Origin of the sequence: Streptomyces sp. cg35, assembly GCF_050410835.1 — a bacterium.
GTDB lineage: Bacteria > Actinomycetota > Actinomycetes > Streptomycetales > Streptomycetaceae > Streptomyces.
Genome location: NZ_CP191268.1, coordinates 7,923,022 through 7,943,481 on the forward strand (window position 1 = coordinate 7,923,022; position 20,460 = coordinate 7,943,481).

Below are 20,460 nucleotides of genomic sequence, written 5' to 3' on the forward strand. Positions count from 1 at the left end.
GGCGGGCTTCAGTGAGGGGAGTCCCTGAGATGATCCCGCACCGGCCCGTACACACCGCCCGGGATCCGCTCCGGGACCTCGTCGAACGGCACCCACGCAGCCTCCGCCACCTCCCGCGGCGACGCTGCCCACGCCTCGCCCCTCACTCCCCCCCCCGCTTCCCGACACCGCAACGCGTCTGAAGGCCGGACGGGACCACGAGAGCGAAGAGCGTCAAGATCGCCAGGGTCGCGGCGTCCCGCTCAGGGCCGAAATGAACGGGCCGCGCCGCCAACTGCCCGAGCTGTACGCCCTCTTGCCCGCCTCTACCTGCCCCTTGCACTCTTTGAAACGGATACTTCGCGATCCGTGACCGGGGGAGGGCGGATGACAGGACAGCCCGGCGACCACTTACGCCGCGCACGGCCCGCATGGGACGTACTCGAGGACAAGATCCTCGTGCACACCCGCGCCGTCGTCAGAAGCGGCAAGAGCCCGGCTCTCGCAGCCGCCGCCCACGACGGAATCGTCCTCTGCGGAGCGGACGCACTGGCGACCGCCGGAACTTTTGACCGCCACACGCCGGACATGCCGCTCCGGCTCGTCGACCCGGAAGGCTACGCGCGGTACGCCACAGCCGACCAACCGTTCCAACTGGAGAGCTGCAACCACCCCGGGCAGACGTCCCTCTTCGGCGAGGACGACGAACTCGAACGCACCCAAGAGGGACAGCTGCTCCAGGGAGCGGCCGCAAGCCTCACGCCCACCCGCTACCTCGGGCCCGGGGACCGTCGCGCCCTCGACGCCGCGGTGGCGGCGGTCCGGGACATCGACCCGCAGCGGACCATCCTCACCGTGCCCCTCGACCAGCGATGGCTGCGCACACCCGACGACCTCGACCACCTCATCGGCGCACTCGGCGAGCTGCCGCACATCAAGGCCATCGTCCTCGGCGCGAGCAACAACCCGCTCCGGACCAGATGCTCCGTCATGGGACTCCGCAGGCTGATCACCGGCCTCGACCGCGTCGCACTCGTCCGTACCGACCTCGCCGGCCTCGACGCCTACGCCCACGGCGCGCTCTTCGTCTCCATCGGCATGCAGACCTCGCAGCGCCACATCAGACCGCCGGACAGCGGCCCACCGCGCCGCAACGGCAGCAACGTCACCACGGCCGTCCTCCATCCGCAGCTCATGGACTACATCAACGCGGACAAGCTCCGTGACCACTACGGCAGGCTGCCCGCACCCCGCTGCGACTGCACGGTCTGCCAGGGCCGCAGCCTCCTGCGCTTCGACCACACCTACGACGACCAGGAAGAGGCCAACCGCCACAACCTCGCCACCTGGCTCCCGTGGGCCGACGAACTCCAGCGGACCGCCCCGGGCGCCGACCGGCGCAACGCCTGGCAGGAGCTCTGCCGGGACGCGGTCCAGGCCCATCAACGGCTCCGCGAGGAACTCGCGGACCCCGGCGCTCTCGACACGCCCCGCTGGCTCAGGGTGTGGGCAGGAGAACCTGACTAGACCTCAGCAACTCCGCGTAGACCTGCTCCGCGAACAGCCAGCCGGCGGACGTGTGCCCGAACCGCGACGACGACCGGGGCGCCACCAGCAACTCCGGCGCCTCGCCGGGGCCGGTGCGTACGACCCCGAGACCGTACACACCGGCCTCCGTCACCAGGAGCTCGGACCCGTCCGCCGACGCGTCCAGCCACACCGACGAGGCCGCGTACGCGCCGAACCGGCCCGCCCGCTTCAACGCGTTCCGGGCCGGACTCGAAGACCGCACCACCGCCAGATCCACCTCCAGCGGCGCCACCAGCCGACGCACCACCTGTCCGTCACCACGCTCCACCGCGTGCCCAGGAGCGCGGCGCAGCGACGACCACTCGCGGGGCGCCAGCGACGACACCGGCACCGGCAGTCCGGCGGGGAGCTGCATCAGCCCCTCCAGCGCGCTGCCGTCCAACACCGCCCCCACGCCGTCCTGCCGGCGCCGCTCGACCTCCGCCGCATTCAGCCGGACCGCCAGCACCGCCCGCACTCCCCGCGCCTCCACCTCCGCCACCGACGAACCCGCCGGCAGCGAACCGCCCGCCACCACGTCGCAGACGCGGCGAGCCGACTCAAGGCATAACTCCGAAGACATGACACACGTCCTTCAAGAACGACAACCACGCAGCACGCAACCACAGGAAAGCGCGGTCACCAACGAGAAACGACGAACATCGCGCACAGGCAACGAAAATGAGGCAGGCCCCGTGGGCACGACGGTGAACCGGTGTGTCAGAGCTGTCACTTCTCTGCGCGGTGCAACTGGATCTCCCGGTTGACGAAGAGGTGGACGAAGCCGCAGCGCCAGCAGATCAGCCCCGTCGCCGTCTCGTCCGCCCAGGCCAGGTTGAAGAACTCCCCACCGGTGCTGTTGAGCTTCACGCCCCGCTCGCGGAAGCGGTCGCTCTGACACACCTGACAGGTGATCCACATCTCGCCCAACGAAGCCCGCACCGCCTTGGCCATGACCCCTCCTCAGTTCGCCCGACAGTGGAGCGATCATGCCCCCGCCAGGCGCGAACCCAATCGCGAGTTGAGTAAGAACTGAGCTACGGCCCTGGCCGGGAGGCGCAGGTCGTCGGCGCGGAGAGGCGCCCGTGGCGCCGGACGCGACCGCGGCTCCTCGCAGCCGGCTAAAGCAGATCCAGGACCGGGCGCAGGCCGTCGGGCCGCTGGTCCGTGGGCAGATGGTCCACGAAATGCACCGTGCAGCCCAGTGCCGCGGCGCCGGCGTCCGCCCGCCGGTCGTCGCCGACCATGAGCGTGTCGTGCGGAGCCACGCCCAACTCCTCGCACGCGACCGCGAACAGACGGGAGTCAGGCTTCGTGACGCCGTGCCGGTACGACATGACGTACGAGGCGACGTACGGGTCGAGCCCGTGCTCCACGAAGACGGGACGCAGGTCCCAGCCGATGTTGCTGACGACGCCCACCGGGATCCCGCGCTCGCGCAGCACCGACAGGACGTCCAGTGCGTCCGGGTAAGGGCGCCACGCCGCAGGCCGCATGTGACGGTCGTACAGGGCGTCGTAGAGCCGGTCGTCGGGGAGCGGAACCTCGCGGGCCAGGCCCGTGAACGCGGCCCGGTGCCGGGTGGCGTCCACGTCACGGACGGCGAACAGCTCCTCGAGGTGAGCGGGGACCTCCACATGGTCCGTGGTGCCCCCGGGCAGTGCCCCTGCCTCGTGCAGCCCGCGCGCAGCGGCGGTGAAGTCCTCGTCGGGCAGCGTCAGCCCTGACTCGTCGAGCACCGCACGGAGCCAGGACTCGGTGGACTCGATGCGAAAGAGCGTCCCGGAGAAGTCGAAGAGCACCGCTTTGATCGTCATGCGTCCGATCCTGTGGTGTGGCGAAGTCGCCGGTCAAGGGAGGCTGTTCGGGGCACGCCACTTCTCGTACGCGGTCGTGGACAGGGTCACCGTCAGCGCCCCGAGCAGCCAGCCGCCCAGCACGTCCGAGGGCCAGTGCACCCCGAGCCAGAGCCGGGTCAGGCCCACGCCGAGCGCCGAGACCACCGAGACGGCCAGGGCCGCGCCCCACAGCACGGGCCCGGCCGCGTACCGGCGCAGCAGCCACAGCACGAGCCCGCACACGACCACCGTCGTCATGGCGTGACCCGAGGGGAAGGCCGCGTAGTGCGCCGAGTCCACCGGGTCGCGCCACACCGGCCGGGGCCGGTCGACGGCCGCCTTGAGCCCCTGCTGGAGGAGTGTGCCGAGCAGGCACGTCGCCAGCAGCCAGACCCCGAGCACCCGGTCCCGCAGCCGCCACACCACGCCCGCCGCGACCACCGCGATCAGCGCGCGCATCGTCCACGGATCCCACACCCAGTCCGTCAGGACCCGGTTGGTCCGCGTGAGACCGGGTTCGGCGACCGCCTCCCGGTGCAGGGCCCGCACGATGTCGCCGTCCAGGCCCATCAGCGGGCTCCAGCGGACCGCCACGAGGACCAGCAGCAGGACACTGGCCAGGGCGAGCGCCGCCGCGAGCGGAGTGTGCGACCGGGGCGGGGAGTCGAGTTGCGCCGGATACATGCAGACGATCCTCACCCATGGCGGGCCGTGCAAACTATCCCAACGCGCGCAGTCCCGGCACGAACGTCACCAGAAGCGGCATCAGGGGGACCAGCGCGGCGGCCGCCGTGAGCCGCAGGCGCCGGGCCGGGGTCAGCCGCGACGGCGGGGTGAGCAGCCGGTGCACGCGCTGCGGGACATGGGCCTGCGGCGTCGGGCACGGTCCGAACACGCCGCGGTCCTCGTTGAGTTCGACCAGGGCCAGGGCGATGGTGAGCCGGCCGAAACGGCGCGAGGCCACGTCGTCCGCGGCGAGCTCGACCAGCCGGTGCATCTCGTCGCGGAACGCGGCGAACACCGGGACCTGGGGGAATCCTGCGGCCAGCGCGCCCGAACAGTGCAGCAGCCAGTCGTGCCGCCACTGCGCGTGCCCCATCTCGTGCGCGAGCACCGCGTCCAGCTGACGCCCTTTCAGGCGTCGCAACGCGGCCGTGGTGATGACCAGTTGAGGTGTGGTGCCGGGCAGCCACCACGCGTCGGGGCGCTCGCCCTCCAGTATCACCAGACGGTCCGAGCCGGGATCCTCGCCGGGCAACAGGGGCGCGCGGACCTGGAGTTCGGTCCGCCGCTGCCTGCGCCGCGCCCGGGCCCGGCGCACTTCCCGCACCAGCATCGCGGCGGTCCATGCCCCGCCGAGCGCGAGGGCGACGGCGACGGTGGCCGCCCACGGTCCGGAGGCGCGCAGCGCGTATGCCTCCACGACCGCGTGCGGAGCGGGTGCGAACAGATGGCCGCGCACCGCCTGCCATGCCGCGGCCGCGCTCAGGGCCATCGACAGGGCGCAGCTCAGCAGCACCGCGGCCACCACGCACTGCCACACCCACAGCGCGACGATCGGCTCCCGCTCCGGCCAGTCGGCGCGCGCGAGCAGTCGCGGGGCGAGGACAGCGAGAAGGGTGCCGAGCAGCAACAGCGCTACGGGGACCGTCATGGTCGTCACCCTATGAGCCGGGTCGTCGCCGGGGTATGGCCTGGCGCGTCAAGTGATGTACGCCACGGTTTCGTTCACGGTCCGGTGAGCGGCTGCGGAGTGCCCCGGTCCTGCGACGCCCGGGCCCTACATCGTCAGCAGCATCGCCAGCATGCCGATCCCCATGGAGAGCCGGCAGGCCCGCGCCAGCTCCGGCCGGTCGCCCCAGCCCGCGAGCGCGGGGCCGCTCGCGGTCGCGGCCGCGGCGGGGACGAGGCGCGCCCCGGACCACAGGACGTACACCACGAAATAGGCGAGGAGCAGACCGGTCAGTGCCGGGGTGCCCGCCCCGCCGTGGTGCGCGTGCGCCGCCGGGCGCGCCGCCATCGCCACCGCCATGTACGCCATGGCGAACGTGCCCACCAGGTGATGCAGGTGATGCGCCCCGCGCCGCGCCGCCCACAGGGCGCGCACCGCCGCGGCCCCGAACACGGCCGCGTAGAGCATCCAGGCCCAGGCCGGCGGCGTGAGGACCGCGGCCGGCACCGCCATCAGCGCCATGCCGAACCCCATCAGCGCCTCCCCGCCCGCCGTGCGGCGCTGGTCCTCGGCGCCGCGGCGCATGCGCAGCAGGCAGTACGAGCCGGTCGCCGCGCACAGCGCGACGAGCAGCCAGGCGGCCGACAGCGGTCCGTGCACCCCGGGTCCCCCTCTTTCTCCAGCGGCTCTGGTTGAGATGCCCGGGCACGCGGGAGCGTATGGCGGCGCAGGGGAGCACTGACGGTCGCGCGGCCGCGCGGAGGGAGGTGAGGCCGCTTCCCGCCCGCATATCTTTTACAGGTAAAACACCTGCTAAGGTTTTAGGTATGAGCAGTATGAGCAGCACACCCCCGACTCCGCCCTCCCCGCGCACCGTCACCGTCCGCCGGCTCCCGCTGGCCGGAGTGCTGCGTCCGAACAAGCCGTCGGACATCTGGTTCAAACCGGCGTCGAGCGTCGTCGTCTCCGCCGCGATACCGAACCTCACACTGCTCGCCCTCGGCCGCCTCGACCTGGTGATGTACACGATGGCCGGCAGCTTCTGCGCCCTGTACGGGCACAACCTGCCGTACGCGGCCAGGGCCCGGGCCCTGGCGGGAGTGGTGCTCGGGATGTTCGCGAGCGTCGCCGTCGCCCTCGTCGCCGCGTCGCTCACCTCGTCCGCCGCCGTCCTCGTGGCGGTGGGCGCGCTGCTCGCCGCCGCGCAGAAGACGCTGTGCGACGCCACCCGGATCGGCCCGCCCGGACACCTGATCTTCACCTTCATCAGCTCCGCGTCGCTGTTCGCGCCGCAGACCATCGGACAGGTGCCGGGCCATCTCGCGCTCACCCTCGGCGCCGGTGCCGTCGCCTGGCTCGTCGGAATGGCGCCCGCCCTCGTCCGCCCCCACGGCCCGGAGCGCCGGGCCACCGCGCGCGCCCTGAACGCGGCCGCCGCCTACGCCGAGCGGCCCGAGCACGCGCCCGCCCGCGGCGCCGCCGCGGCGGCCGTGCACGCCGCCTGGCAATCCCTGCTCGCCACCGGCTCCCGGACCGCCGCGCGGCGCGCCCTGGAGCGGCTCGTCGTCCGCGCGGAGGTGGCCGTCGCGGCGCCGGGCGACGCGGACGCGGCGCAGCTGCGCGCCTGGGCCGCCGGGCTGCGCGGCGCCGGTGCCGTGCCGCGGCCCGGCCGGATCGCCGGGATCGACGACGAACTGCTCGGCGTCGAGGCCGAACTCGCGAGCGGCGCCCCCTCGCTGTGGCGGCGGATCGGGCCCGGGTCGCCCCTGCTGCCGGTCGCCCTGCGCACCGTCGTCGGCTGCGCCCTCGCCGGGTACGCCTCGCTCGCCCTCGGCATCGGACGGCCCTACTGGGCGCTGGTCACCGCCGCCTCGCTCTACCAGGCCAACGTGACCCTGACCTGGAGCCGCGGCGTCCAGCGCGTCGTCGGCAACCTCGCAGGGGTCCTCGTCTTCGCCGCCGTCGTCCCGTTCGCCCACCTCGGCCCCGCCGCGCTGGTGCTCTGCTGCCTCGTCTTCAGCTTCGGGGCCGAGGCGCTCATCACCCGGAACTACTGGCTGGGCAGCCTGTGCGTGACCCCGATGGCCCTGCTCGTCACCGAGTTCGCCCGGTTCCAGGAACCCGGTGAGCTGATCACCGACCGGATCGTCGACACGCTGGTGGGGGCGCTGCTCGGCGTGGTCGCCGCCGTCGCGGTGACCAACCGGCGCGCCGGCGACCACATCGAGGCGGCACTGGCCCGGGTCGACACCGCCCGCGCCGCCGCCGACCGCACGCTCGCCTCGGACGCGCCCGGGCACGCCGCCCTGGAGACCGCCCGGCGCTCGCTCGCCGGAGCCCTGGTGGAGCTGCGCGCCGCCGCCGACACGGCGGCCGGCGAGTGGTGGCAGCGGGCCCTGCCGGAGGACCGGGTGATCACCGCCGAGCGGACCGGACACCGTACGCTCGCGGCGACGGTCCGGCGGCAGGCGCTCGGACCGGTCGCCGCTGTCGACGACACTGGTGACAGGGCGGGCGACCCGAGCGGCGCCCGCGGACAGCGGTAACGGTCGAGGAAGGTCCGGTCAGGCAGGCATGAGCACGCAGCACGACCCAGCGGCGGCGCCGCTCGACACCGTGTCGTCCGTCGTACGGCAGTGGCAGGCCGTCCGTCCGGACGTCGACACCGGGCCGATGGAGATCATCGGCCGGATCAACAGGTGTGCCGCGCTGCTGCAGCAGGCGGAGGACGCGCCGCTGCGGCACGCCGGACTGACCCGGCCCGAGTTCGACCTGCTCGGCACGTTGCGCCGCACCGGGCGGGAACTGACCCCCGGCGACCTGGCGCGGGAGACCTTCTCGTCGGGCGCGGCCGTGACCAAGCGGCTGAAGCAGCTGCAGGAGCGGGGTCTGGTCGCACGGCGGGGCGACACCCGGGACCGGCGGGTGTCGCACCTGAGTCTCACGGACCAGGGGCAGGACCTCGTCGACGAGGTCCTGCCCCGGCAGCTGGCGTACGAGGCGACGGTGCTCGCCGGCCTCGACGGCGGCCGGGACGCGGACCTCAGCGCCCTCCTCGGGCAGCTGCTGTCCCAGTTGGAGGGGCGCCTCGGCGGTCCCCGGATCTGAGGACCGCCTCGCGCCCGGCCGGATCCGCGTCAGCCCCCGAAGGGCAGATAGTCCACGTCGTAGCCGAAGTACCGCGGGCCCGCCAGGTCCAGGCCGGGCGCCGTGGTCCAGCGGGGGTCGCAGGGCGCCGCAAGGACCGACACGCGCAGGCCGTAGCGCAGGCCCTCCGTGGTGACCGGGTCGCCGGTCTCGCTGTCCAGGACGCAGATCAGGTCCGGCGTCGTCGCGACGGTCACGCCGTCCCGGGTGGCCAGCAGATGCTCGTTCTGGAAGTCGAGCCGCAGGGAACGTCCCGCGTCGCCCGTGACGCCCTCGATGTCGGCGAGGCCGCGGGCGAAGCCGCCCTCGGTGCGCCGGCTGACGTCGACCACCTTGCCGGTGAGCAGGTGGACGCCCGACAGGAGGGCGCGGGCCGCCCCGACCGGATCCGCGTGCTCGGCGCGCGCCTCGCGGACCGCCGCGCCCAGGCGCTCGGCGAGGGTCAGCGTCGCGGGAACCAGGCCGTCGGCGAGCTGGTCGCCGCGCAGCACCGTGTCCGCACAGGAGATCTGGCAGCCCAGCTCCGTGCAGACGGCGCGGGCGACGGCCTCGGCCGCGTGGTTGTCGACCGCGTCCACGATGATCGTGTTGCCCTTGTCGTCGGCCAGCGCCATGGGGGAGTTGGTGACGCCGATCAGTCCGGGCAGCACCATCTGCGCCTCGGGGAACGCCCGGCCCATCGCGTCGCCGTCGACGATCGGCAGCCCCGCCTGCGCGGCGCAGGCGATCGGCAGCATCGAGTTCACGCCGCCCACCTCGATCGGCGCGATGTGCGTCGCCGGACGGCCCAGGTGCTTCTCCAGGGCACGCAGCGCGGCCAGTTCCTCGCCGCCGTTCGGGACCCGCTCCAGCAGGACCGTGGGCGCGCCCATGCCGGAGATCGGGACGACCGTGGCGTCCGCGGGCACCTCGTCGATGTCCACGACCCTGACCGGTCCGTGCCGGCGGATCGCCTCGCGGGCGAGCAGCTTGCCGATGTACGGGTCCCCGCCGCCGCCGGTGCCGAGGATCCCGGCGCCGCGCGCGATGTCGTCGAGGTTGTCGAGGGTGATCTCACGCATGGGCGGTGACTCCGGTCCGGACGGGGATGTGCTTCAGGTCGAGGTCGCCGACCGCCTTGACGCGGATCCGGGTCGCGCCGCCCGGCAGATAGGCGAGCGGTACCTCCTCGATGTCGACGACGCGGACACTGCCGCGCCGCGCGCCCGCCTCCTCGGCGCGCGCCACGGCCTCCTCCCGCGCCCCGGCGAGGACCGACTCCCGGGTGCCCTGCGGCACGTGGAAGACCCGGTCGACCTCGCCGCCGACCTGCGCGATGGCCGCGCCCACCGCGTTCGCGACACCGAAGTTCCCGGGACGCCGTACGTCGTCGAAGCCGGGGAGCCGTTCCGGTACGAGGACGGAGCCGCCGCCGACCGCGACCACCGGCAGCGCCGCGGCCGACGTCCGCATGCGGTCGACGCTCTCCGCCAGCCGATGAGCGATGCGGTCCAGTGCCCGGTCCACGAACTCCCGGTCCAGATGGGCCACCCGGGCCGGGTCGCCGATGTCGGCGCGGCCCGCCGCCACCGCGAGGTCGGTCGCCGTCAGTGTCGTGCCGCCGAACACGAGGGCCTCCTCGGTGAGCCGGTAGCCGACCGACCGCGGGCCGGTGTCGCCCTCCGGCGAGACCAGAGAGCCGCCGCCGATGCCGAGCGACAGCACGTCGGGGATACGGAAGTTGGTGCGGATCCCGGCGGCCTCGCTCTCGCCCGCCGCCTCCCGGGGGAAGCCGCCCGCGAGGATGCCGACGTCGGCCGTCGTGCCGCCCACGTCCACCACCGCGCAGTCCTGGAGCCCGGACAGGAACGCCGCGCCGCGCATCGAGTTCGTCGGCCCGGACGCGAACGTCGCCACCGGATACGTCCGCGCGAACTCCACGTCCATCAGCGTCCCGTCGTTCTGCGACAGGAAGAACGGCGCCGTGATCGACACCTCCGCGAGGGACTTGGCGAAGGACTCGACGATCACCGTGGCCAGGTCGCGCAGCGCCGCGTTGATGATCGTCGCGTTCTCGCGGGCCAGCAGGCCGATCCGGCCCAGCTCGTGGGAGAGCGAGATGTGCACGCCGTCGCCCAGCTCACCCCGCAGGATCTGTGCCGCGCGCCGCTCGTCGTCCTCCGCGACCGGTGAGAACACGGAGGAGATCGCCACCGACGTGATCCCCTTGGCCGCGATGTCGGCGGCCGTGCGCCTCAGCTCGCCGGGATCGAGGGGCGACAGCGGGCGGCCGTCGAACTCCCGGCCGCCGTGGCACAGATAGCCGTGCCCGCCGACCGCCGCGCGCTGGCGCTCGGGCCAGTCCGTCATCGGCGGCAGCGCGGCCGTCGCGGGCAGCCCGAGCCGGACCGCCGCGACGGGCGCGAGCCGGGCGCCCTCGATCAGCGCGTTGAGGAAGTGGGTGGTGCCGATCATGACCGCGCTCACCCGGTCCACGGGCGGGTCGAGGGCCCGGATCGCCGCCGTCACGCCGGAGGTGATGTCCGGTGTGGTCGGCGACTTGGCGGCCGAGATCACCCGGTCGTCGTCCCCGAGCAGGGCGGCGTCGGTGTTGGTGCCTCCGACGTCGATGCCGATGCGCATGCTGCTGCTTTCCTTTGTCGGTACGGGAGTTCGGGTGTTCAGTGCGTGGCGGCCGGGGCTGCCTCCAGCTGGGCGGCCGCTCGTGCGGGCTGGTCGAAGGGCAGCTCACGGGTACCGCGGACGAGACCGAGCCGGCCGAGCAGGACGTAGCCGATGCCCGCCACGAGGAGCGAGTTGAGGGCGGGGATGCCCCACCACTGGTAGTGGTCCCCGAGCCAGCCGACAAGAGAGGCGAGGGCCCACACGGCGATCGTGGCGGGCACCCAGGACGGTTCCGTCTCCGGGAGGCGGCCGAGGCGGCGCGAGGCGTCCAGCTGCGGGCGCCACTTCTTCACCACGAAGTACTCGGCCACCATGATCCCGGCGATGGGCGGCGTGAGGATGCCGAGGACGGTGAGGAAGCCGGTGAAGTGGTCCAGGATCCCGGCCGCGGCCGCCACCGACCCGAGGACACCGATGACGACGGTCGTCGCGACGCGCCCCAGGCGCACCGTGAAGAGGGTCTCCACCGCGTTGATCAGGCCGAGCGCCGACGAGTACAGATTCCAGTTGTTGATCTTCACGGTGGCGGAGACCAGCACGATCACGCCGACGACGCCGGAGCTCGACGTGATGATCGCGATCAGGTCGGACGACTTCACGGCGTACGCGAGCAGCACACCGGCCAGGCCCAGGACGTACTCGCCGAGCGAGATGCCGACGAGGGTCTGCTTGACGACGTCACCGGTCGAGCGGTTGAAGCGCGTCATGTCCGGCGTGGTCACCGCGCCCACGATGTACGAGCCGGCCACGATCGTGGCGCCGGTGGCGACGCTGATGTGCGCGCCGAACGGCGGCGACGCGACCAGGTCGCCGAAGCTGTGCCGGGAGATCTGCACGGTCATCGCCCACCCGGCGAGCCCCAGGAAGGCCGGCACCGTGACGAAGGCCGTCCAGCCCATCGCCCGGAATCCGCGCAGCACCAGGGCGGTCACCCCGAGGCCGCAGATCAGGCACCAGGCCCACAGCGGTATCGCGGGCACGATCGACTGCAGGCCCGCGGCGAACACGGCGGTCTGCACGCCGAACCAGCCGAACAGGCTCACCGCGATGACCAGTCCGATGAGCGTCGAGCCGTAGCGGCCGAAGCCGGTCCAGCGCACCAGGACGGAGGTCGACAGGCCTTCGCGCATCCCGGCGATGCCGACGAAGATGCAGACGATCTCCAGGATCACCGAGCCGAGCGTGAACGCCCAGAAGGCGCCCCAGAACGACAGGCCCGCGCCGAGCGTCGCGCCGAGCAGGAACTGGGTGAGGTCGGAGAGCTGGCCGAAGCGCTGCACGGCCACGTTGAACCACGAGTAGCGGGCGGCCTGCGGGACGCGCTCCAGCGGGTAGTCCTCGTCGGTCTCCGGGGCGGTCTCCGCGCCGGGCGGCGCGGACGGTCGGGTCGCTGACTTCGTCATGGGGACAGTCCTTGTCGAAGGATGAGGGCAGGACGGGGCGCACGGCGGCGTGGTGCACGGCGGCCGTGGGGCGAGAGGGAGATGCGGAACGCGGGGGAGAGCGGGGGAGAGCGGTCAGAGCGGGGACGGCGGGCCGAAGGCGCGGGCGCGTAACAGCACGGCGCCCGCGAGGTACGGCACGTATTCCTCCGGGTCGAGCACGGTGCGCACGCGGCGCGGATCGGCCCCGGCCCGCACGGCACTGGCCCGCGCCAGCTGCCGTACCTCGTCCCGTACGGCGTCGAGCGCGCCGGGCCGCTGGACGATCCGTTCGCAGGAGCCGCCGACGGGTGACGCCGCGGCGCCGAACGCGCCCGCCACGTCGCCGTGTCCGGGGCGCACGACCTCGCAGCCGGGCAGCGCCGTGTCCGGCACCTGCGGGGCGCCGCCGCCGACCAGGATCACCGGGACGCGGTCCGCCGCGGGCTGCATCCGGTCCGCGGCCTCGGCGAGTTCGCGGTGCGCGGTGGCGTCCACGGTCAGCAGGTCGGGGAAGCGGAGACTGACGGGGACGCCGCCGATGCGCTCGCCGGGCGCGGCCTCGCGCGGGTAGCCGCCGGTCAGCGCGCCGACCCGGGCCCGCCGTTCACCGACGTCGATGACGACGGCGTCCCCGATCCCGGCGAGGAGACCGGCGCCGCGCAGGGTGCAGGCCGGGCCCGAGCCGAGGCTCAGTCCGGGCTGACGGCGCAGATACTCCAGGCTCATCAGGGTGCCGTCGTGCCGGGTGACCAGGACGTCGGCGTCCGGTGCGAGCCCGAGCCCGGGCAGCGCGGCCGTCAGATCGTCGGCGACCCGCGCCACCAGCAGGCACAGGGCCGCGTCGAGCACCGTCGCGTTCTCCCGCTGGAGCAGCCCCAGCGACCCGATCGCGCCGGACAGCAGCACCGGCACGTCGGGCCCGGCCTGCGCGCGCAGGATCTCCGCCGCGGCCCGCTCCTGCGCGCCGTCGACCGGGGCGAACACCGAGCTGACCGCGAACGCCTCGGCTCGGCCCGCCAGTTCGGCGCCGAACGCGGCCACCGCCGCCTCGTCCAGGGGTGCACCGTCCAGCGGCGCGAGCCCGCTGCCGCCGGCCACGTCGGCGACCCCGGCGCACACCGCCGACCGCAGCTCCTCGGGCCAGCCGAACAGGGGTCGTACGGCATCGGCGGACGCGCCGCCGATCCGCAGGACGCCCACCTGAGCGAGCCCCGAGCGCCCGGTCACGGCGCGGGCGGCGTCCCGTAGGCCCACCGCGAGCGTCCGGGCACGGGCCCGCTGCGCGGACGGCAGTTCCCCGACGGCGCCGACCAGCGAGCCGACCGTGTCACCGGGCCGCGACGGAACCTTCACGGCGTGCGCGGGGCGCCCGTCGACGAGCAGCACCGCGTCGGTGTTCGTGGGGCCCACGTCCACCCCGATCGCGACGGTCACCGCGCCACCTCCAGCCCGTAGGCCGCGGGCCCGGCCAGGGCCAGCCCCGCCGCCGAGTACCAGACGGGCGCCGTCGGGAACGTCACGAGCCGCACCCGCAGCCCGTAGCGGACCTCCTCGACCGGCACCGCCCAGCCGGTGCGCTCGTCGATCAGGGCGATGACGTCCGGCACGAGCGCCAGCGGCCTGCCGTCCTCCATCGCCACGACGAACTCGCTGCGCGCCTCCAGCAGCACGAGCCGCCCCGCGTCGTCCCCGGCGCCCTCCAGCAGGACACCGGCCGCGCCGTCACCGGGCCGCCGCACCGACGCCACCTTCCCGGTCAGGACCGGCCGCGGCCCCTCGCCCCGGCCCAGCGCCAGCGCCCGCGTCACCGAGCCCGTCACCGCGTGCCGGGCGGCCTGGCCCGCGGCGAGCGGATAGTCCGAGGAGACGACGCGCCCGCCGAACGCGGCGACGACCGGCCGGACCAGCTCCTCCAAATAGGGCCCGTCCACGTGGTCGAGCACGACGGTGCGCCCGTGTTCGTCGGCCAGCACGGCGGGGGAGGCGGCGAGCCCGGCGAGTTCGAGCACGGTCTGGTCCATGCGGGGGAAGGCCCGGCCCATCGCGTCCGCGTCCAGCAGCGGGACGCCGAGCCGGGCCGCCCACGCGACGGTGAAGCAGCCGTTCTGGCCGCCGATCTCGCCGCACATCACGGCCGCCACCGGCCGCCCGTGCAGCGCCTCGACGCGCGCCGCGAGCCGGCCGGGCTCCGCACGGCCGCCGATCCGCTCGGCGGCGACGGCCGGGGACCCGACCAGGCTGACGGGCATCACGAGCGCGTCGTCCGGCAGCGCGTCCGCCGCCACGACGGGCACCGGGCCGCACTCCTCGATCGCCTGCGCGGCAACGGGCACGGTGTCGGCGACGGGGCCGCCGCCCCCGGACCCGAGGACGGCACAGCCCCGCGCGAAGTCGGCGAGCGCTTCTGCGTCCAGGTGCATGACATCAGCGTACGGAGCCAGGCCCACGGTCCCATGGGCCATCAGCACAGGCTTGAGCCCGAGGATGTGCTTGGAGCACACTTCGGTGCATGCCCGCGCTCGCCGATCTGCTCACCGCCCCCGGCCTCACCGGCCTGCGCCACCTCGCCGGTCCGCTGACCGCCACCGAGGTGACCGGCGTGCGCCTGGAGACCCGGGCGGACCGCCTCCCCGACGCCCCGCCCGGCACCGTCGTGATCCTGCTGTCGGCCGTCCCCGGTCACCTTCTGGACGTCGCGGTACGGGACGCGGCGGCCGCCGGGGCGGCGGGCATCGTCCTCACCGCCGACGAGCAGGCCCGGGCACTGCCGGACGGGGCCGCCTCCGCCACGGTCCGCGCCCTCGCCGACCGCGGCCGCGTCGCCGTGCTGGGCGCCACCGGCGACCTCGCCGCGCTGGTCGTCGCCGTGGACCGGGCCGTCGCCGGGGACGCCGCCGACGCGCTGGCCCGGGTCGCCGACGCCGCCGAGCGCCTGCCGGGCGTCGCCGGGGACCCGGAGCGCGCCGCCGCCACCGCCGCCGAAGCACTGGGCATCCCCGTCGAGCGGCGCGCCCCGGGGCCCGGCGAAGCGGGCGCGAGCGCCCCCGGCCCCGACGGGGAGATCGCCCTCGCGGCCCCGGCCCGCCCCGGCCACCTCGGCACCGCGGTGCGCTGCGTCCTGACGACGACGGCCCTCGCGGCGGCCGGCGGCGGCCACGGCGACGTCCCCGTCCGCTCCCGCGGCCATCTGCTGGCGGAACTCCTCGCCGCGCCGCAGGACCGGGCCCCGGGCCTCGCCGTCCGCGGCCGCGCGCTCGGCCTGCCCGTCGACGGCCACCACACCGCGCTGCGCGTGGCCGCCCCCGGCCTGCCCGCAGCCGACCGCTACCGGCTCCTCGACGGCCTCGCCCCCCAAGCCCTGAACCGGCTGCGGGCCCCCGCGGACGGCACCCAATGGCACGCCGCACTCGTCGACGACGCCCTCGTCCTGCTCGGCACCCGGCCCGCGGCCCCGGGCCCCGACGCCCGCCGCGCGGTCCTCGCCCTCGCCCGCCGCACCCTGGACGGGCTGCGCACCCGCCACCCCGAGGCCGCACTGCGCGGCGGGCTGGGCGCCCCGCACCGCGGCCCCCTCGGCATCCGCACCTCCGCCCGCGAGGCCCGCGCCGCGCTCCAGGCGCCGCCCGACGGCACGTCCGTCACCGCGCACGACGCGGCGGGCCTCGACCGGATGCTCATGGAGTGGTACGCCTCCGACACCGCTCACGAGGCGACCGGTGAACTCCTCGCTCCCGTCCTGGAGCTGGGGCCGGACAAGGCCGAGCCGCTGCTGCGCACGCTCCAGGCCTACCTCGACCACAACAACTCGCCGGCCCGCGCCGCCGAGACCCTCCACCTGCACCGCAACGCGGTCGGCGCCCGCATCCGCCGCGTGGCGGACCTCACGGGCGCCGACCTCGCCGACCCCGAGACCCGCCTCGCGCTGCAACTCGCGTGCCGCGCGCGGCTGTCCGGGATGCGGCCCGACCGCGGTGTCAGTTGATCGGCAGATCCGGTTTCTGCGGCGTCATCGCCTGCCCCGCGACGTGCGCGGTCACCGCCGCGTGCACCTCCTCCGGCGACAGATAGGCGTCCGTCATCTCGAAGTCCTTGAGCGTGGCGGGCCGGTTCCGCTGGAAGCCGGTGCGCACGAAGTCGTCGCCCGCGACCGCGTTCAGACCCCAGTTCGCCGCCGTACGGAAACGCGCCGTCAGCGTCCGCAGCGCCCCCAGGTGATAGCCGCGCGCCACGATCTGGGCGGGCAGCCCGGTGAGCTGCACCCCCATGGGCTTCGACACCGCCTGGATGCCGCCGAGGTCGACGACGAGCCCGAGGTCCTTGTGGCGGTACGGGGTCAGCGGGGTGCCGCGTACCGCCGCGAGGACATTGCGGGCCGCCGCCCAGCCCTGTCGCATCGCGTGCTGGGCCGTCGGCGGGCAGATCGCGTCCCCGCCCTTGACGACGTCCGGCACCGCCGCGGCGTCACCGAGCGCGAAGACCCCGTCGAGACCCGGCACGGTCAGCTCGGGGGTGACGACGAGGCGGCCCCGGTTCGTCTCGGCGTTCAGCGTCGCGACGAGCGGACTCGGCGCGACACCGGCCGTCCAGATCAGCGTGTGGCAGGGCAGCTCGCGCCCGTCGGTGAGCGTCACGGTGTTCTCGGTGGCCTTCGCCACGGACACCCCGAGGGAGACGTGCAGGCCGCGCCGCTGCAGGATCGCCATCGCCTTGTCGCCGAGCCGGTCGCCCAGCTCCGGCATCAGCTTCGGTGCCACGTCGACCAGGTGCCACTTGATCCCGCGCGGGTCGAGCCCCGGGTACCGCTTGACCGCCGAGGTGGTCAGGCGCTGCAGATACGCCGCGGTCTCGGTGCCGGCGTACCCGCCGCCGACCACCACGAACTGCAGCCGCGCCTCCCGCTCGGCCGGGTCCGAGCTTGCCGCCGCGAGGTCCAGCTGCGAGATCACGTGGTCGCGGATCCAGGCCGCCTCGGCGAGCGTCTTGACGCCGACCGCGTGCTCCTCGACGCCGGGGATGTCGAACTGCCGGGTCACACTGCCCGGCGTCAGCACCAGATGGTCGTAGCGTTCGACGACGGTCTCGCCGTTGATCTTCCGGACGACGACGGCCTTCGCCTTCGGGTCCACGCCGACGGCGCCGCCGGGAATGATCGCGGTGCGGCGCAGCATCCGGCGCAGCGGCACCGCGACCGACTGCGGGGTCAGCACACCGGACGCCACATGGGGGAGCAGGGGCAGATAGAGCTGGTGGTCCATCGGACTGACGAGCTTCAGCACCGCCTCCCCGGGCTTCAGCTCCTTCTCCAGCTTGTGGGCGCACTCCATCCCGGCGAACCCACCGCCGATGATCAGAATCCGGGGCACGGTCGAGGTACGGGGAGCGGTCATGGTCGGATCTCTCCTGGGCTGGACGGTGTGCGGACAGGCGAGGAGCGCTGCCGGTCATGTATCCGGATCGGCGCCGCCGAATCCCCTGACTCAGCGCCATCCTGCGACGCACACCGTGTCACCGCACGTCAGATGCCCGGCCGGTAACGGATCGGATGTTCCTCGGGAACCTCGACCACGCAGATCCGGGTGCCGTCCGGATCCGAGATCCACATCTCGACCAGACCCCACGGCTCCGTCCGCGGCTCCCGCAGCACCGGCACGCCCCGCGCCGTGAGCTCCTCGTGCGCGGCCCGCACGTCCGCCACCTGCAACCACAGGTGCAGGCCCGGCTTCACCGGCGGCTCGGCCCGCCCCGACACCTCCAGGAACCCGCCGCCCAGGAAGTACACCGTGCCCCGCTCGGGCCCGGTCCCGAACTCCCGGTACACCGCGAGGCCCAGCGCCTCGCCGTAGAAGGCCCGCGACCGCTCCGGATCGCCGGGCGTGATCAGAACCCTGCTGCTCAGTACATGAACCATGCCGACGCACAGTAGTGCGACCGGGTTAACCTCGACGGCGCCGACAGGCCCCAGCCCGTACGAGATCGGAGAGCCGCCCATGACCGCCGCCGCCCCGCACCCCGCCACCGATGGCCTGAGCTTCCGCGACGCCACCGAGGCCGACGTGGACGCGCTCGTCGCGCTCGTCGAGTCGGCCTACCGCGGGGACGACAGCCGGGCCGGCTGGACCACGGAGGCGGACATCCTGGAAGGCCAGCGGACCGACCCGCAGGGCGTGCTCGACGTCGTCAACCACACCGACAGCCGCCTGCTGACCGTCGAGCGCGACGGCGTGATCGTCGCCTGCTGCCAGCTGGAGCACCGCGGCGACCACGCCTACTTCGGGATGTTCGCCGTCAGCCCCGCCCTCCAGGGCGCCGGTCTCGGCAAGGTGATCATCGCCGAGGCGGAGCGCACGGCGTGCGCGACGTGGGGCGTGCGCGAGATGCACATGACGGTGATCTCGGTGCGCGAGGAGCTCATCGCCTGGTACGAGCGGCGCGGCTACCGCCGTACGGGAAAGATGAGCCCCTTCCCGTACGGCGACGAGCGCTTCGGTGTGCCGCAGCGCGCCGACCTCCAGTTCGAGCTGCTGGTCAAGCCGCTCGTGTGATCAGGCGGTGAAGCGGCCGGTCCGCTTGATCTCCGGGTAGTCGGTGGTCGCTCCGTCCAGGCCGAGCGCCCGGACGAGCCGCAGATCGTCCTGGGTGTTCACCACCCAGCCGATGATCCGCAGGTCGGCCTTGCGGGCGTGCTCCACGATCTCCTGCGTCAGGCGCCGGATGTTGAGGACCAGGGTCGTGGCGCCGACGGCCACGGCCCGCTCCACGACGTCCGTGCCGTAACGGCTGGCGACCAGCGCCGTCCGCACCCCGGGCACCAGCCGCGCGATCTCCGCGACGGCCTCGTCGTGGAACGAGATCACCTCGACCCGGTGCACCAGATCGCGGCGCAGCAGCACCTCGGCGAGCGCCCGGGCCGCCGCGATGTCCTTGATCTCCGCCTGCAGCGGGGCGCTCACAGCGTCGAGGACCTCCTCGAAGACCGGCACTCGCTCACCGCGTCCGGCGTCCAGCGTCCGCAGCTCGGCGAGCGTCTGCTCGGCGATGGGACCCGTGCCGTCCGTGGTGCGGTCCACGTCGGCGTCGTGCATGACGACGAGCGCGCCGTCCTTGCTCAGATGCAGATCGAGCTCGATGAGATCGAGTCCCGCCCGCTCGGCGGCGACGAAGGACCGCAGGGTGTTCTCGGGTTCGACACCCATGGCTCCGCGATGCCCGATGGTGAGGAAGTTCAAGACTGTCTCGCTTCCGTCGACGGCGACTCGGCTGTCGCGCGCACGCGACAGGCCCCGAGCCTAGAGCCTGCCCGGCGGATCGGACGGCATCCGGGGGACCGTACTGTCCGGTTCCGCTAGCGGCCCGCCTCCGCCGCCGGCCCGCCGCGGCGCGCGTGGCCGGAGTCGTCCCCTCTGGCCCCCACCACCCCGAGGAGCAGTCCGGTGATGACGGCGGCGACGAGGACGGCGCGGGTACTCACGGCTGACGCACTCCCATGCGGCGCGGGACAGGGATGCGGCCCGTCCTACCGGCCCGGACCCGGACGGGCGGTCATGTCACCCGTCGGTGGGCGAGTCCGGCGGAGGTTGACCCGCGCCGCCGTCGGCCGGGGGCAGCGCCTCCAGATCCGCCAACAGGCCCCGGGTCAGCTCGACCTCGGCCAGCAGATGCCGCTCGCTCCAGCGCAGGGCGATCTGCGGATGGGCCCACGCCTCGACCCCGTCGGCCCGCGCCAGCGCGTCCCGTACCTCCTTCAACTCGCCCTCGGTGCGCGCCAGATGCTCCTCGACGAGGGCCCGCAGCCGCTCCGGTGCGGCGAGATGCCCCAGCCACACCCGCAGCACCACCGGGTGCCTAAGCGTCACGGCGTCCGCGGCCGCGTCCTCTGCGCCGGTTCCGCCGGCCGCCCAGTCGGCGAGCGCGTCCCGGCCGGCCGGCGTGATGGCGTACGCCCGTTTCGCCCGGGGCTCCTCGGGCCCCGAACGCCGCGACGTCACGTACCCGAGCCGCTCCAGCCGGCGCAGTTCGGCGTAGATCTGGCTGAAGGCGGGCGCCCCGTAGAAGAACCGGAGCGAGGCGTCGGCCCACTTCTTCAGCTCGTAGCCGGTCCGCTCACCCGGGAAGGACAGCAGTCCGAGCACGGCCCAGGCGGTCGGTGGCAGCGGTGAGGTCGGCATGG

21 protein-coding genes are annotated in these 20,460 nt (G+C 74.0%); 5 read left to right on the top strand and 16 right to left on the bottom strand.

Going from position 1 to position 20,460, the window contains the following annotated elements; all coding sequences use genetic code 11:
* Window positions 1-366: 366 nt before the first annotated feature.
* Window positions 367-1,506: a hypothetical protein gene (locus ACQUQD_RS36565; RefSeq protein WP_428956496.1), complete on the top strand. Its 1,140-nt coding sequence runs from the start codon at window positions 367-369 to the stop codon at window positions 1,504-1,506.
* Here ACQUQD_RS36565 and ACQUQD_RS36570 read toward each other — a convergent pair.
* The 6 genes from ACQUQD_RS36570 to ACQUQD_RS36595 all read right to left on the bottom strand — a co-directional run bounded on the left by ACQUQD_RS36570 (window position 1,478) and on the right by ACQUQD_RS36595 (window position 5,718).
* Complete coding sequence (locus ACQUQD_RS36570) at window positions 1,478-2,131, bottom strand: hypothetical protein (protein WP_428956497.1); 654 nt, start codon at window positions 2,129-2,131, stop codon at window positions 1,478-1,480. The two genes, ACQUQD_RS36565 and ACQUQD_RS36570, sit on opposite strands and share 29 nt — an antisense overlap.
* 146 nt (window positions 2,132-2,277) lie before the next feature.
* Complete coding sequence (locus ACQUQD_RS36575; RefSeq protein WP_428956498.1) at window positions 2,278-2,502, bottom strand: hypothetical protein; 225 nt, start codon at window positions 2,500-2,502, stop codon at window positions 2,278-2,280.
* Between the two features lie 167 nt (window positions 2,503-2,669).
* On the bottom strand, window positions 2,670-3,365 hold the full coding sequence (locus ACQUQD_RS36580) for an HAD family hydrolase (protein ID WP_428956499.1): 696 nt from the start codon (window positions 3,363-3,365) through the stop codon (window positions 2,670-2,672).
* Between the two features lie 33 nt (window positions 3,366-3,398).
* Window positions 3,399-4,070: a phosphatase PAP2 family protein gene (locus tag ACQUQD_RS36585; RefSeq protein ID WP_428956500.1), complete on the bottom strand. Its 672-nt coding sequence runs from the start codon at window positions 4,068-4,070 to the stop codon at window positions 3,399-3,401.
* 34 nt (window positions 4,071-4,104) lie between these two features.
* Complete coding sequence (locus ACQUQD_RS36590; protein ID WP_428956501.1) at window positions 4,105-5,040, bottom strand: M56 family metallopeptidase; 936 nt, start codon at window positions 5,038-5,040, stop codon at window positions 4,105-4,107.
* A 126-nt stretch (window positions 5,041-5,166) separates the two neighbouring features.
* Window positions 5,167-5,718 (bottom strand): DUF5134 domain-containing protein, encoded by a 552-nt coding sequence (locus ACQUQD_RS36595; RefSeq protein WP_428956502.1) that lies wholly within the window; start codon window positions 5,716-5,718, stop codon window positions 5,167-5,169.
* Between the two features lie 176 nt (window positions 5,719-5,894).
* On the opposite strand from ACQUQD_RS36595, the gene ACQUQD_RS36600 reads away from it, so the two are divergent.
* Both ACQUQD_RS36600 and ACQUQD_RS36605 read left to right on the top strand, forming a co-directional pair.
* Complete coding sequence (locus ACQUQD_RS36600) at window positions 5,895-7,604, top strand: FUSC family protein (RefSeq protein WP_428957743.1); 1,710 nt, start codon at window positions 5,895-5,897, stop codon at window positions 7,602-7,604.
* A 28-nt stretch (window positions 7,605-7,632) separates the two neighbouring features.
* Entirely contained in the window at window positions 7,633-8,166 is a 534-nt protein-coding gene (locus ACQUQD_RS36605; RefSeq protein ID WP_428956503.1) for a MarR family winged helix-turn-helix transcriptional regulator, read from the top strand.
* Between the two features lie 29 nt (window positions 8,167-8,195).
* Here ACQUQD_RS36605 and ACQUQD_RS36610 read toward each other — a convergent pair whose 3' ends face one another.
* The 5 genes from ACQUQD_RS36610 to ACQUQD_RS36630 form a co-directional block, all read right to left on the bottom strand.
* The gene (locus ACQUQD_RS36610; RefSeq protein WP_428956504.1) at window positions 8,196-9,266 is read right to left on the bottom strand and encodes a DUF917 domain-containing protein; all 1,071 of its coding nucleotides are present in this window, start codon (window positions 9,264-9,266) and stop codon (window positions 8,196-8,198) included.
* The gene (locus tag ACQUQD_RS36615; RefSeq protein ID WP_428956505.1) at window positions 9,259-10,827 is read right to left on the bottom strand and encodes a hydantoinase/oxoprolinase N-terminal domain-containing protein; all 1,569 of its coding nucleotides are present in this window, start codon (window positions 10,825-10,827) and stop codon (window positions 9,259-9,261) included. The genes ACQUQD_RS36610 and ACQUQD_RS36615 overlap by 8 nt, the downstream gene beginning before the upstream one ends.
* 38 nt (window positions 10,828-10,865) lie before the next feature.
* Entirely contained in the window at window positions 10,866-12,272 is a 1,407-nt protein-coding gene (locus ACQUQD_RS36620) for a purine-cytosine permease family protein (protein ID WP_428956506.1), read from the bottom strand.
* Window positions 12,273-12,386: 114 nt separating this feature from the next.
* Window positions 12,387-13,727, bottom strand: a complete 1,341-nt coding sequence (locus ACQUQD_RS36625; protein WP_428956507.1) for a hydantoinase/oxoprolinase N-terminal domain-containing protein — start codon at window positions 13,725-13,727, stop codon at window positions 12,387-12,389.
* Window positions 13,724-14,713, bottom strand: a complete 990-nt coding sequence (locus tag ACQUQD_RS36630) for a DUF917 domain-containing protein (protein ID WP_428956508.1) — start codon at window positions 14,711-14,713, stop codon at window positions 13,724-13,726. Before ACQUQD_RS36630 ends, ACQUQD_RS36625 begins: the two co-directional genes overlap by 4 nt.
* Window positions 14,714-14,802: 89 nt before the next feature.
* On the opposite strand from ACQUQD_RS36630, the gene ACQUQD_RS36635 reads away from it, so the two are divergent.
* Window positions 14,803-16,275, top strand: coding sequence for a PucR family transcriptional regulator (locus tag ACQUQD_RS36635; RefSeq protein WP_428956509.1), 1,473 nt, complete (start codon window positions 14,803-14,805; stop codon window positions 16,273-16,275).
* Here the strand turns inward: ACQUQD_RS36635 and ACQUQD_RS36640 are convergent.
* Both ACQUQD_RS36640 and ACQUQD_RS36645 read right to left on the bottom strand, forming a co-directional pair.
* The gene (locus ACQUQD_RS36640; RefSeq protein WP_428956510.1) at window positions 16,268-17,680 is read right to left on the bottom strand and encodes an NAD(P)/FAD-dependent oxidoreductase; all 1,413 of its coding nucleotides are present in this window, start codon (window positions 17,678-17,680) and stop codon (window positions 16,268-16,270) included. The two genes, ACQUQD_RS36635 and ACQUQD_RS36640, sit on opposite strands and share 8 nt — an antisense overlap.
* Window positions 17,681-17,808: 128 nt before the next feature.
* Window positions 17,809-18,201: a VOC family protein gene (locus ACQUQD_RS36645; RefSeq protein WP_428956511.1), complete on the bottom strand. Its 393-nt coding sequence runs from the start codon at window positions 18,199-18,201 to the stop codon at window positions 17,809-17,811.
* 79 nt (window positions 18,202-18,280) lie between these two features.
* On the opposite strand from ACQUQD_RS36645, the gene ACQUQD_RS36650 reads away from it, so the two are divergent.
* Complete coding sequence (locus tag ACQUQD_RS36650) at window positions 18,281-18,835, top strand: GNAT family N-acetyltransferase (RefSeq protein ID WP_428956512.1); 555 nt, start codon at window positions 18,281-18,283, stop codon at window positions 18,833-18,835.
* On the opposite strand, the gene ACQUQD_RS36655 is transcribed toward ACQUQD_RS36650, so the two are convergent.
* From ACQUQD_RS36655 to ACQUQD_RS36665, 3 genes are all read right to left on the bottom strand, one after another.
* Window positions 18,836-19,519 (bottom strand): glycerophosphodiester phosphodiesterase, encoded by a 684-nt coding sequence (locus tag ACQUQD_RS36655; RefSeq protein WP_428956513.1) that lies wholly within the window; start codon window positions 19,517-19,519, stop codon window positions 18,836-18,838. It lies immediately after the preceding gene.
* Window positions 19,520-19,635: 116 nt separating this feature from the next.
* Window positions 19,636-19,761: a hypothetical protein gene (locus tag ACQUQD_RS36660; protein ID WP_428956514.1), complete on the bottom strand. Its 126-nt coding sequence runs from the start codon at window positions 19,759-19,761 to the stop codon at window positions 19,636-19,638.
* 76 nt (window positions 19,762-19,837) lie between these two features.
* Window positions 19,838-20,458, bottom strand: a complete 621-nt coding sequence (locus tag ACQUQD_RS36665) for a PadR family transcriptional regulator (protein WP_428956515.1) — start codon at window positions 20,456-20,458, stop codon at window positions 19,838-19,840.
* Window positions 20,459-20,460 lie beyond the last annotated feature (2 nt).